Source organism: Micromonospora sp. WMMD558 (genome assembly GCF_049315255.1).
GTDB lineage: Bacteria > Actinomycetota > Actinomycetes > Mycobacteriales > Micromonosporaceae > Micromonospora.
Window position 1 is genome coordinate 3737065 of record NZ_CP186061.1, and the last position, 12666, is coordinate 3749730.

11 protein-coding genes and 1 pseudogene are annotated in these 12666 nt (G+C 68.9%); 5 read left to right on the plus strand and 7 right to left on the minus strand.

The features are described 5' to 3' along the window. Window positions 1–462: 462 nt before the first annotated feature. Window positions 463–648: a hypothetical protein gene (locus ACN26Y_RS18000; RefSeq protein ID WP_422733079.1), complete on the minus strand. Its 186-nt coding sequence runs from the start codon at window positions 646–648 to the stop codon at window positions 463–465. 960 nt (window positions 649–1608) lie between these two features. On the opposite strand from ACN26Y_RS18000, the gene ACN26Y_RS18005 reads away from it, so the two are divergent. Further along, entirely contained in the window at window positions 1609–2040 is a 432-nt protein-coding gene (locus ACN26Y_RS18005; RefSeq protein ID WP_422733080.1) for a hypothetical protein, read from the plus strand. Between the two features lie 113 nt (window positions 2041–2153). Next, complete coding sequence (locus tag ACN26Y_RS18010; RefSeq protein ID WP_422733081.1) at window positions 2154–3398, plus strand: magnesium transporter MgtE N-terminal domain-containing protein; 1245 nt, start codon at window positions 2154–2156, stop codon at window positions 3396–3398. A gap of 346 nt (window positions 3399–3744) precedes the next feature. Here ACN26Y_RS18010 and ACN26Y_RS18015 read toward each other — a convergent pair whose 3' ends face one another. The 6 genes from ACN26Y_RS18015 to ACN26Y_RS18040 form a co-directional block, all read right to left on the minus strand. Continuing rightward, window positions 3745–5535 (minus strand): VirB4 family type IV secretion system protein, encoded by a 1791-nt coding sequence (locus tag ACN26Y_RS18015; RefSeq protein ID WP_422733082.1) that lies wholly within the window; start codon window positions 5533–5535, stop codon window positions 3745–3747. Between the two features lies 1 nt (window position 5536). Next, complete coding sequence (locus ACN26Y_RS18020; protein WP_422733083.1) at window positions 5537–6475, minus strand: PrgI family protein; 939 nt, start codon at window positions 6473–6475, stop codon at window positions 5537–5539. Further along, complete coding sequence (locus ACN26Y_RS18025) at window positions 6462–6686, minus strand: hypothetical protein (RefSeq protein ID WP_422733084.1); 225 nt, start codon at window positions 6684–6686, stop codon at window positions 6462–6464. The genes ACN26Y_RS18020 and ACN26Y_RS18025 overlap by 14 nt, the downstream gene beginning before the upstream one ends. 241 nt (window positions 6687–6927) lie before the next feature. Further along, window positions 6928–7944, minus strand: coding sequence for a conjugal transfer protein TrbL family protein (locus tag ACN26Y_RS18030; RefSeq protein WP_422733085.1), 1017 nt, complete (start codon window positions 7942–7944; stop codon window positions 6928–6930). A gap of 1 nt (window position 7945) precedes the next feature. Continuing rightward, the gene (locus tag ACN26Y_RS18035; protein WP_422733086.1) at window positions 7946–8284 is read right to left on the minus strand and encodes a pilin; all 339 of its coding nucleotides are present in this window, start codon (window positions 8282–8284) and stop codon (window positions 7946–7948) included. Window positions 8285–8411: 127 nt separating this feature from the next. Next, entirely contained in the window at window positions 8412–9446 is a 1035-nt protein-coding gene (locus ACN26Y_RS18040) for a hypothetical protein (protein WP_422733087.1), read from the minus strand. A 910-nt stretch (window positions 9447–10356) separates the two neighbouring features. Between ACN26Y_RS18040 and ACN26Y_RS18045 the strand changes: the two genes are divergently transcribed. The 3 genes and pseudogenes from ACN26Y_RS18045 to ACN26Y_RS18055 form a co-directional block, all read left to right on the plus strand. Beyond that, window positions 10357–11094 (plus strand): hypothetical protein, encoded by a 738-nt coding sequence (locus tag ACN26Y_RS18045; RefSeq protein ID WP_422733088.1) that lies wholly within the window; start codon window positions 10357–10359, stop codon window positions 11092–11094. Beyond that, window positions 11087–11695, plus strand: coding sequence for a hypothetical protein (locus tag ACN26Y_RS18050; protein ID WP_422733089.1), 609 nt, complete (start codon window positions 11087–11089; stop codon window positions 11693–11695). Before ACN26Y_RS18045 ends, ACN26Y_RS18050 begins: the two co-directional genes overlap by 8 nt. Window positions 11696–12063: 368 nt before the next feature. Further along, window positions 12064–12645 (plus strand): annotated as a pseudogene (locus tag ACN26Y_RS18055) (tyrosine-type recombinase/integrase); the annotation flags it as partial. Between the last annotated feature and the right edge of the window lie 21 nt (window positions 12646–12666).

The following is a 12666-nucleotide window of genomic DNA, read 5'->3' on the forward strand; positions in this document are numbered from 1 at the left end:
GACCACACTCTATTCGGTGGTTCAGCAAATCAAGAAGGTAGTGTCGTCGCTCGACTCAATCGGCCAAGCCATCCGAGACGACGGCGGCGCTGCACGAAACACACTTGAGTGCAAGATCGTTCAGTCCACGCAGTTGGAAGATGAGGCGACGACTTGGCGGCCGGCTGACGAGGGTCGACGCGCAACTCGATCGAGCGCAACGGACGGCAAAGAAGCGGGTTGATCTTGTAAGCGAACCGGGGCGACGCCTGTCCGCCCAGGAAGCCGCGCAGCTCACCTTGATCGGACGTACTCATGTAGCCGCGATGAGAACGTACCCGTCGGCGCCCGACCGACCGGCGACGGCTACCTGCCGTGACTTTCAGTGGTGAATTGGTCGCGCTCTGCTGCCGGCCGGTTCTGGAAGTGACTTTGTACCGGACTTCGGGAGTTGAGCCCGTACACCGACAGGCGTGTTGGGGTTCACTCGTCGTCGGGCAGCTCCAGGTCTCCTGCCGGAACTACCAATAGTTGATTGCGGTCGATGTTCTTGGTGGCGTGTGCGGTCGGTGACCAGACCTTCGATCTCGCCTCGCTCGCCAGCGGCACGGGCGTTTGACCAAAGGTCAGGAATTCCGACCTGTCGTCTGTTTCATGACCTCCTGCCACGTTCTTCGATCGTTGGAGGGGGTGTGGGGCTGGCTGTCGTGCCCTCGATGGGTTCGCCGCGTCGGCTCGGGTCGGCTGAGGATGAGGCGGACTACGAGCAGGAGTTGGTGAACCGGTAGCTGCTGGCGCGTGTCGGCGGGGGGATCTGCGACTACGCCGTCAGCGGCGATCGGTGGACGTTGTTTGAGTTCATCCGCTTCCTTGACCGGCCGGTTTCGACGGCGAAGCCAGCTGACGCGGACGGGGTCCTCGCGGCGCGGGCAGGCCGTGCAGCCCTGACTGTGCAGAAGATGGCGTGGAGCATGGGAGAGTTCTTCAACTCTCTGATCGCCCGGCATCAGAGGGGCATCGATTAGCTGACCGGCTACTTTGTCGAGCAGGTCGTTGACGAGTTCAACCCACCGGTGAACGCCGACTACGGGGCCGCTCGGGTGCCGGACGATGTTGAGCTGTTCTCGCAGTGGCGGCAGTGGCTGCCGTCGGCGCGTAAGTCCCTATCCGCCGCGCGTGACTACCTGGCGGCGCCGTCGACGGCGTATCGGGTTGAGGATGAACGAGACCCGCATCCTGGACCTGCCGTACTCGCCGTGATCTGGGGGAGTGCGGCAGTGTGCATATCTGGTTCGGCAAGGGCAGCCGTGATCGAGGCGCGCCAAGACCTGGCTGGTCCCGGGTATCAGAGGCCGAGCTGGAGAACAGGCCACGGCAAGATGCCTGCAATGTGGACGCAGACGCCGGCGTCGGCGTCGGCGTCGGCCCGGTTGGGCGACCTGGAGGTGTGAGGCCTTCGCCTCCGCGTCCAGGATGATGCTGCCACTTGGTTCGCCCATCGCGCATGCCTGGTGTACGGCCGCGCCGGCTTTTAGCAGCCAACCGATGCCCAGAACAGCCTGCGATTTGCTAGACATCGACCTCTAAAGTGAAGTGTCAGCGTTGTCGGCGAGGGTGAGGTGTCTCGGGGTGGACGCGGAGTTGTTGGCATTGGCCAACACGGCCGGGGCGACCGTGGTGACGTTGCTGGCTACGGATGCATGGGAGACAGCGAAGTCCGCCGTCGGCAGTCTGTGGCAGAGGGTGCATCCGGAGAGGGCTGAGGCGGTGCAGGCCGAGTTGGTAGAGGCCCGCGCCGAGGTTGTGGCAGCCCGGGCGGCCGGGCACGACGAGGTGGAGCCCGAACTGGTCCGGGAGTGGCAGCGCCGGCTGCGGCGGCTACTAGCTGCCGACCCCAGCGTGGCAGCGGAGCTGCTGCGACTGCTGGACGAGGAGCTCACCCAGGCTCTGCCGGTAACCGGCCAGGCGTGGACCGGTGACGTGGCCATGCGGGCAGAAGCGTCCGGGCATGGCCGCGTATATCAGGTCGGCCAGGGCGCGCTGCATGTCAACGAACGATGAGCCGGGACCCTGCGCCGCCGCCTGCTGGCGGATCTCATTTCCACGCTAGCGCTGACGGAAACGCCCACGTTTACCAGGTCGCCCAGGGTAGCATCCACATTAGCTCCGGGCAGGTGCGGTCTGACGCGCAGCGCCTCGCGGCAATGCCTGTTCTCCTGGCTGCGGAAACGCTGATGAAAATGCGTGGGGAAGAAGCGGTAGCCATCCTTACCGAGATGGACGCCGTATCCGCCGCGCGACGGCTGGCCGCCATGCCCCCTGGACGAAGTGCCGACCTGCTGATCGAAGTCGATGAGCAGTTAGCCGGCCAACGACTAATGGAGATGTCCCCACAACAAGCGGCTGCTGTTCTAAGCCACATGAACCCCGGTCGCGTGGCGGCGGTGGTGGCCGCAATGCCTACTGCGGAGGCAGCGGTGATGTTGGCTGCGATCGACAGGCCAGCGGCGGTGGTGATCGAGATGCCGACCGACGTGGCCGCTGCGGCGTTGGCTGAAATGAGCGAATTCTCAGCAGTGTGCGTGTTGGTTTCGATGCCGCCCGACCGGGAGGCGGCGGTGCTGTCCGAGACGTCAAACGACCGGGTGCGGGCGATGTTGCCCCACATGTCGGTCGACCATGCGGCGGTGGTGTTGGCTGAGATGCCGGCGGCCAAGGCGGTGCGGGCGATGGTAGGCATGACCGTCCAGGAGTTGACGCCGTTGGTTTCCAAGATGCCGGCTGCGCAGGTGCGGGCGATGATCGCGGTCGATGTGCCGATTCGCTGGGTGGAGGCGATGCTGGGGGGCAAGGTTCCGTCCGAGCAGGTGCGGGCGGTGCTGGCTGAGATGCCAGATGACGAGGTACAGGCGTTGTTGGATGAAATGCCGGTAAACCGCGCAACGGTAGTGCTAACCAAGATGCCAGCCGAATGGGTAGCCGCGGTCTTGGCCAAAATGTCGGCCGACCGCTCGGCGGCGATTTTGGCCACGATGGCCAACGACCACGAGGTGCGGGCGACGCTGGCAGAGATACCGGCAAGGGGGGGAGTCGCGGCGGCGCTGGGCAGGTTGCCAGACGACCATATGCGGGCGGTGTTGGGAGGCAAGATGCCGTCCGAGCAGGTGGCCGTTGTGTTGGCTTGGATGCCACCAGATCGGGCGGCCGTTGTGTTGGGTTGGGTGCCGCCGGATCGGGCGGCCGTTGTGTTGGCTTGGATGCCACCAGATCGGGCGGCCGTTGTGTTGGCTTGGATGCCACCAGATCGGGCGGCCGTGGTGTTGGCTTGGATGCCACCGGATCGGGCGGCCGTTGTGTTGGCTTGGATGCCACCAGATCGGGCGGCCGTGGTGCGGGTCCGGATGACTCGGGCCAAATGAAATCGACGACTCCGTGGCCTGCGAAACCTGGGGCCATTATTTTCCACAACGCTGACGGTCACGGTCTGTAAGGCCCCGGACCGGAACATGAAGACTTCCTGTTTGAACGCGAAGAGGGGTAAGCCGCCGCAGTGGATCGGCCTCGATCGCGGCAGACCGCCTCTATCTCGGGATGCGCCGCCAGCCATGCCGCCACGGTGCCGTGTCGCACCTCGGGTACCTCAACCGGTCGCTGGGTCTCCAGATCCATCATCAAGCGCGCATATATGCCGGCGTCCGGAGTTCCCTGAACTCTGGGGGATACCCCCCCCGCACTCGGGGAAAGCACCCCAGAGTTCAGTCAGAATCACCGGTCAGACTCCTCCAACTCGAAGCCTGTGATGCACAGCCGGTGCTCCTTTTTGGAGGCCACGGCGTGGAAGCTGACCCGGTGGGTGCCGGACATGAGTAGGCCTTCGCCGCGGCGGGCGCCGAGCAGTAGCCGGGCTTCGCCGGCGGTCAGGCCGAACACGTCGGCGACGATGTCGATCGCCTGGGGTGCCTGCCGTAGGAGGATTTGGGTGGCGGCGTTGGCGATGACGACCTGGCCGAGGTCGGAGCCGAGGAGGTCACCGACGTCCTGGGTGATGACCGCCAGCCCGGCGCGCCGTTTGCGGGCGGATTTTGCGAGGCGGGAGAGGAACTTGGCTCCTTCGTCGTCGTGGAGCAGGGTCCAGGCTTCGTCGACGACGACCAGCCGCTTCGGTGTGTGCGCCGAGCGGATGGCCGGTGTGTCCACGTCGCGCCAGATCGCGTCCAGAGCGAGGAGCATGCCGGGGGCGCGTAGCTCGTCGGCGAGTTGTCGCGTGGACCAGCACACCAACTGCCCTGATGGGACCGTCGTGGTTGGTCCGTCGAAGAGGTCCCGGAACGATCCGATGGTCCATGGCGTCAGCCGTGCCGCGAGGGTGTCGGCGGCTTCGGTGTGCTGGGCGGTGAGCGCGGCGGCGACGTCACGCAGCAGGGGTGCCTGTCGGCGCCAGGTGGAGGGGTCGTTGGAGATTCCGGCTTGGTCGTAGGCGTCGTTGATCGCCTTGTCCAACGCGGCGCGCTCTGACGGCGGCGGCTGCTGCCCGAGCAGGACGCTGATGAGGGTGTGGAGGAATAGTGCCCGGTAGGTGCGGGCCTGCGGTCGGCGGTCGCCGGGCGGGATGTCGAGGGGGTTGAGTCGTACCCCGCCGGCGCCGAGGGCGATGGTGACGCCGCCGACCGCGTCGGCGAGGCGGATGTACTCGTTGTCCGGGTCGATCACCGCCACGTGCACGCCGTCTGCGAGGGATCGGAGCACTTCGAGCTTGACGAAGTAGCTTTTGCCGGCGCCGGATCTGGCGAGGATGACGCTGTTGGCGTTGTGTTGTGCCCATCGGTCCCACCACACGATGCCGTTGCTGTCGGGGTTGAGGCCGTAGAGCATGCCGCCGATGGCGCCGGGCTCCCCGGGCAGCGGCGCCGGCAGGTCCGAGGAGGCGAGGGGGAACGCCGACGCGATCGCGTCGGTGTCCATGACCCGGCGCATGCCGAGCCCGTCGGTGGCCAGCGGCAGGGTGGCGGTCCAGCCCTGCAGTTGACGCCAGGTCGCGGGTTGGGTGTCGAGCAGCACGGAGGCGGCGGTGGCCCGCACGTGCGCGACCGCCTCGTCGAGCTCGTCCAGGGTGGTGGCGTGCACGCACAGGTACAGGCCGACCCGGAACAGCTTCGACTGGCCGCGGGCGATCCGGTCGGCCAGCTCGGCGGCGTCGTCGGCGGCGGCCTCGGTGATGGGGTCGACGAGGCGGCCTTTCTCCGTGTCGGTGCGCCGGTTGGACTCCAGCCGCGCTCGCTGCTTGCGTAGCCGGGTGGCGGCGGTCTGCGGCGGGAGCGGGTCGATGTAGACGACGACGTCGAGCCGGCCGGGCCAGGCCAGCAGCGGGTCCAGCCAGGCCGGGCCGACCTCGGCGGGGTAGCCGGTCACGATCAGCGTGGCCGCGTACCCGTCACCGACCCGCAGGTAGCGGGGAGTGTTCTCGATCGCGGCCGGGCCCAGAACGGCGGCGAGCCGGGCCGATTCGGCCGGGCTCGCGTCGGTGCTGGCGGTCTTGTGCCGTCGCAGTATGGGCATGTCAGTCTCCTGGTCCGGTGATGGCCGCGTCGGGCAGGGCACGGGCCCAGGTGACGTCGGCCGGGGTGTACGGGTCGGTGGCGCAGGTCAACACCGCAGCGGCCCGACCGCCGTCCAGGACAGCGGTCTGCGCCCCGAGCGCGGACAACGCGGACGCGGCGTGCTCGGCCCGGCGCAGGACCTCCGTGTCGCGGCCCTTGTCGCCGGCAGCGGTGACCGCGACGGTGACCGTGCGCCACAGAGGGTCCCACCGTGCCGCGAGGTCGTCGAGGAAGTCGGCGTAGTCGCGGGCGGCGTCGGCCAAGGCTGGGTTGGCGATCGTCTGCGCGTTGTCGGCGATGCGCTGGGCGTGGCTGGACAGGTCGACCCGCTGGGCGGAGATCACGATCTGCACGGGCCCGGACAGGGAGTTGAGCCACCGTCCGTAGCTGCCGATCAGGGCGGCCTGCTCGTCGCCGGTGCGCAGCCCGATGTTCACGGTGGTGCACGCGACGAGGGCCACGGCGTGGGAGCCGGTGTCGATGACGCCGGTGTCGCTGATCGCTTTGGCTGGCAGCCGCAGCACTGGCACTGTCGCATTGGGCGTCTCGGTGGTCGGCGCCCACGCGGGTGCCGATGTTGGCCGTCCGGACGAGGCCGGGGCCATCCGCTTGGGGCTGCGGGTGTGCCGCACCGCCGACAGCAGCCAGGCGTCCATGGACAGGCCGTGGCGGCGGCCCAACGCCAGCACGATCGCCGCACCGACAAGCGGGGTGAGGATCGCGAACAGGACCGGCTGTGGCAGTAGCGTCCCTACCGCTCGGAAGATGGCGTAGCCGATCACGCCGGCCACGGCGAGGATGGCCAGCTGGCGGGCGGTCAACCCGTAGACGATCTTGTCGGGGGTGTCGACGTTGGCCGGAATTCGGGCGTGCGGGGTGACGTCATCACTCGGGCGCATCATGGCCTCCCCGATGCGTGGTGCCAGCGGCACGGGCCTTCATCGCCCGGGTGTAGAGGTCCACACCCTCGGCGATCTCGGCGGCCGTGTACCGGTGGATAGGCCGACCGGTGGGCCAAGCGATGGCGACGATGGTGGAGGTTTCGTGCGGAGCGTCGAACAGTTCAGTGACCTCGTCGTGAAGGCGCGAGGTGTGGCCTTCGGCTGTCATCAGGGTGCCTTTCGGGAGGGCGTGCCGGCGCGGGCCTTCATGGCGCGGGTGTAGAGGTCGACGCCGCCCGCGAGTTCGTCACGGGTGTAGGGGCGTACGGGTCGACCGGTCGGATAGGCGATGCCGGTCCGGCCGGGACCGGCACCCGCCGGCTGCGGCAACGGCCGGGGCGCGGCCCCCGAGCGAGGTGTCGGGGACGGCGCGGAGGGCACGGCGGGGCGAGTGCGGTCCCGCCTCCGCCTCAGTTCACCGGCCACGGCCGATTGGCCCCGCCGGCGCTTGCACCGCCGCCGGCGCGGCCCGCGCGGCCGGCGGCCCCCGTGGCGCTTCGACCGCCGCTGAACGCGCGGGAGATCCCGCGGGTCAGCTGCTGCACGAGCACGACGCGCAGGATCATGCCCATCGCGTTCGGCCGGGTCTGCGTGATATAGCAGCGCATCAGTCCGGGGATCTTGACGACGCCCCACAACAGGCAGACGACGATGAGCAGGTTCATGACCGCTGCGGGTTCGCCGCCGGGTATCGGCAGCCCGAGCACGCGCAGGTTGCTGTCCGGGTTGAGGAAGACCCGCAGCGTGGTGTGCAGGGCGACCGCCTGGATCACGACGGTGCCGAGCGTGCCGAGGATCGTGCGCCACCACAGTTTGGCGGCGCCTTCGGTCTGCGGTGTGCCGTGCAGGGCCAGGGCGATGGGTGAGATGCCGACGGCGACGACGAGCACCCCGAGCCGGATGATCCACTGCACGAGGAGGATGCCGGTGAGCACCGCGATCAGCAGGCCGATGAGCAGCAACAGAAAGCTGACCGCGGTGGCGCCGGTCTGGCCGTTCAACGCGCTGACCGTGGTGGCGCGAAGTTGGTGCATCGAGCCGGGTGCGGTGATGTCCTGGCTGGTCAACGCGGCCGTGAACGCGTTGGCCAGACCGATGACGGTGGAGCACAGCGGGATGGCGAAGTTGGCGGCGATCAGGCCGATGACCAGGCGAGGGATCAGCTCGCCTGGCCCGACCTGGGACTGGATGGTGTCGCGGCCCATCACCAGGATGGCCGTCCACAGGAACGCCAGCACGTAGCAGACATTCACGATGCCCAGCGACGTGCTGGCGAACGCGGTGACCTGTGGCAGTTCGGTCACGTCCGGGCTGACGAACGCGGTGACCGACAGCAGGTCCCACAAGGCGTTCAGCGCGCCGATCACCATCTCGGCGAACCAGGTGAGGATGGGGCCGATGATCTGGTCGGCGAGCCAGCCGCCCATGTCAGCCCCCGATCCAGCCCTGCACGACCGCGAGCAGGATCGGCGCGAGGACCGCGAGGGCGTAGCCGATGAGGGCGTTTTTGAACGCGGAGTTCGCCTTGTCGATCTCGGTCGGGTCGCCGCCGGCGGCCAGGCGGCGCAGGCCACCGATGGTGAGGAACAGGGTGGCCACACCTACCAAGATCCCGATGATCCAATTCGTGATGTTGCCGATGATCACAGGCAGCGGATGCGCGGCCACGATGTGCGGCTCGGCCGCGTACGCCGGAGCCGCCCCGGTCACGGTCGCCAGGAACACGACTGTGACTGCGGTGATGCGGTAGATGTTGCGGCGGAACATGGTTGGCACCTCCCGCCCCGTATACGGGGCTCGCATCGGATTTGAGGTGCGCCGCCGGGGAATCGGGGCGGGCCGTGGGAGCGTCGCTCCTTCCAGCCATGACGTGATCGGGTGCGAACACGGCCACTCAGGCCGGCCGCACCCCGATCCCCGGGGCGCCGACACCGGCCGCCTCTCGGTCCGATGTCTTGCCCACGAATGCCTGCTGTTGGGTAGCCAACACGACGTCCGCCGCCGCGGCGCCACCCAACAGCGACCCAACAGCCCGTCGCTGTTGGGTCGCACCCGCAGCACCGGATTGCTGTTGGGCGGCTGCCATTCGCTGGTGGGTCGCGGCGACCCGTTGGGTCGCGACACCGCGGCGGCGGGGCCGAAGCGGCACGAACGCGAGGGAACCCTCGCGGATCGCCTCCAACAGGCGACGTTCGGCCTTCAACCGCCACGACGAAGCCAGGCTGGACGTGATGCCGATCCGCGCCGCCGCCTGGGCGAGCGTGGCGTGCTCCAGCCGGGTCGCGGCGATCAGGTTCGCCTCGTCGGCGTCGATGACGCCAGCCGCGACCGCACGCGCGAGGACCAAGTCCGGGTGGTCCCACGGCTGAATTGGCGCGATCGGCCCGGTCGCGTCGGTGTGAATGAGCTGGGCGTCGGAGTCGGCATCGCGTGCCTTCCGAGCGGCGCGCAGGCCAGCGTCGATGAGCCGGCCGACCACCCGCGGCGGCTCCAGGTCGATGGTCTTGAGCCGTTCGACGAACCCGACCAGCAGCTCCGCGTCCAGATCACGGGTATCCCCGCGCCACCCGGCGGCGAGCAGCCCAGCGACGTGCCGCAGGCCGGGCAGGGCAATGCCCACCGAGGCCACGACCCAGGCCGGGCCGTCCCGGCGAGCGCGAACGACCAGCTCACGCCACACCGCGTCGCGGACCTCGACGCTCGTGTGCGGCGCCAGCAGCAGCGCACGGAGCCGTTCCAGCGGCAGAATTTCGTCCGGCAGACCGTCGAACCCGCGGCCGTCGAATCCGACATGGGTGGGCGGCTGGACCAGCAGCGTGAAGGCACGGCCGGCCGCAGCCAGCGGCGACGACGGCCAGGATCGAGCAGACATGGCATCCCTTTGCGAGACGTCCGGCACCGCACCTTGACGGCGGCGCGAGACCTCCATCCGCGCACGTCCACCCGACAGTCCACGATCATGCGAGTGGGTCCGGGAGCCTGTTGGGCCTGCTCAGTGGGCATGTCCACCCAACATTCGACAGGAGTACGGTGCCCGGCATCGTCAGGCAATGCGATCCAACAGCGCAGCTCACGGCCCCTGTTGGGTACTGTTGGCCGAGAAGATCCGCGGGTTCCACGAACTCTCGGCCTCGGCCACGGTGGTCGGTCCGGAAGAAGGCACGGGGACACATTGAGCATGTCCCCGTGCACCTACAACCCTGACCATCCACATTCGGGCCGGCTCAAAGCGCCCGGCATGGCGTTGTTTGGCCTGGTCCACACCGCTGTGGCAGGCGGCGCTGCCGTGGTGGTCGGGCACGTAGCACCCGAGCCGCCGCCTGCCGGGCTGATCCGGGCGGTCTGGATCGCGGAGTCGCTCCGGCCGGTGATCTCCCTACTCGGACCCGGCCGTCGTCGCCGTCTCTGGGCCAGGTACCAGCTGAGACGCGACCTGAACGCGGAGGGCGCTGAGGCCGCCGGCGAACTCAACGCTCGCGTGACGAACGGGCGCCGTAACGACCCCTGACACCAACGGCGGCAGCTGCCATACCCTCGCTGCGAGACCGCCGCCCGGGGTCGCCTACCACAAGATGCCGGCTGTTGGCTACCCAACAGCGCGCACGAAAACCGCCAGCTAGGCCAACACCGGACGCTGTTGGCCAACACCGATGGCTGTTGGGTCGAACCCGAGAAGCTGTTGGGCGAACCCCTCGAACTGTTGGGTAGCGCCACCCAACAGACCTGAACGCTGTTGGGCGCTGTTGGGTCCCCGCCCATCGGCGGCGATGCTCTGAGCCGGGCCGGCAAGGCCATTCGTAGGTGCGAACACGGCCAGGCAGCGCGGGAGCCACCCGCACATGACTGCTGTACCTGACCCCACGCCGAACGGCGTGGCCCGTCCGAACCGGTCCAACCACGACGCACGACAGCACGACGACGCAGTCCTCGTCGGCGGCGACGTCCCGATCGCCGTCTGGCGGCTCGACGACCGCGACGACACCGGACCCGCCGTCGCCCCCGGCACCAGGCTTGCGTCGCGTTTGGCGCAGCGACTCGTCTTCGTATACACCCGACGCGGCGACGCGGTCGTCGACTTCGACAACGACCCGCACCTGGCGCACGCCAGCGCCCATACGTCCCGCACATACCTGTCCATCACCGACCCCAGCACCGTTGCCGACCTCGACATGCTCACCGAACCCGTCAGCCTCGTCGTCCTGCGGTGGCCGCCCCGACACACCACCCGGACACCGGCCAGCATCACCGACCTGTTCGCCGCCTGCCGGCTCATCATGACCGCTGACACCTGCGCCATCGCCGCCGTCAGCTCCGCAGCGCCCGGCGAACCCGGCACGACCTACGCCGAGCACCTCGGTGAACTCCTGCCCGCTGCCCGCGCCGCGGGCCTGACTCACGTCCTGCGCATCGTCGCCGTCACCGCCCCCGGCGACGGCGACGGCGACGGCGATGAGTTCCTGTACTACGCCACCCGGGCCGAAGCCGAGGCGGCACGGCAGGGCTGGCCGGCCGGCGACAACGGTCCGAGCTACAGCGTCGACCTCCTGGTCCTTACCAACAGGAGTCGCCGTGACTGACCGCGACTCGCGACAGGTCGGGGGTGGCGCATCGCAACGCGCCACCCCCCGCCGCGGCGGCAGCGGCGACTCAGCACGAGTCACCGGCTACGGTGCCGCCGCTCCGACCAAAGGCCGCCCCTCCGCTCGGCGCGATGCCGACGATGCGCCATTCGAGGTGCGTACTCGGCCAGCCTCGCCGCCGCACACGGGCACCGGCGCGCAATTGCGGCCCATGCCGGGGCTGCCGATGCCGGTGCCGCCAGATGCTGCGCGCGGTGCTGGGATCCGCTGCGTGGTCACGCCGGTTGACCGTGATGGGCGGCTGGCCGATCGGTCAGCGTTGAAACTGATGGGTTGGGCCGCCGGGCAGGCGGTGGAGTTGACGATTGAGCCCGGCCCGATCGTGGTCGCCCGCACCGGTCGTACCGTCCGCATCAACCCGCGGGGCCATCTACGACTTCCCTTGACGGTACGCCGCAGGTGCCGCATCGCCGCCGGAAATCGAGTACTCGTCGTCGCGAACCAGCGGCGGGTCGAGCTGCTGGTGATTCCGATGGCCACGCTCGACGACATGCTCGTCCTCTACCGCCCGGCAGACGACAGCGGGGCCGGGCGATGACCGGCCCGATGGATCAGCACGCGCAGCTGGAGACGCTGCGCAGCCTGCTCAAGCAACTTGGTGTCACCCCTGAGCAGCTGCTCGCCGACTCAACGCCAGCGGCGGTGGCGGTGCCGACGTTCGACGAGTACGTCTGGCAGGTTGCCGAGGCCGTCTCACCCGGCACCCGCCGGGTCTACACCTCGTACTGGCAACGGATCTGCCAGCACTGGGGTACCCGGCGCATCACCGAGCCGACACCCCTCGAGATCAAACGGCTGGCCGAGGAGATCCGCGGCGAGGTGGTCGTGCGCCGCAACACGCGCGGTGGCCGCACCGCCGCCGAACACCTGATCGCTGCCATGCGCTGCATCTACCGGCACGCAGTCATGGACGGGCTGATCCGAGAGGCCGACAACCCCGCCGCCAGGGTCGCCAAGCCCCGCCGGCTGGCCAGCACCCGCCGCGCCCTCCCAGAGGCGCAGCTGGCCGCGATCAGCCACATCGCTGCCACCACGGGCAACGACCCGCACCTGGACAGCCTGCTGATCCGACTGCACCTGGAGACCGCCTGCCGCCGCGGCGGGGCGTTGGCGCTGCGCCCGCGAGACCTGGATCCAGAACAGTGCCTCATCTACCTTCGGGAGAAGGGCGGCACCTCCCGCTGGCAGCCGGTCTCACCGACGCTGATGCGGCACCTGCTGGCCCACCACGCCGAGCGTGGCGACGGCGACCGCAACGGCAGCCTGCTGCGCTACCGCAACGGTCGGCCACTGACCTACCGCCGCTACGACCACCTGTGGCACCGCATCGGCACCCACCTGCCCTGGGTCGCGGCCCAGCAGGTCAGCACCCACTGGCTGCGCCACACCACCCTGACCTGGGTCGAGCGCACCTTCAGCTACGCGGTGGCCCGCGCCTACGCCGGACACAGCGGCAAGAACGACATCGGCACCACCATGACCTACGTCCGCGCCGAAGTCCAAGAAGTC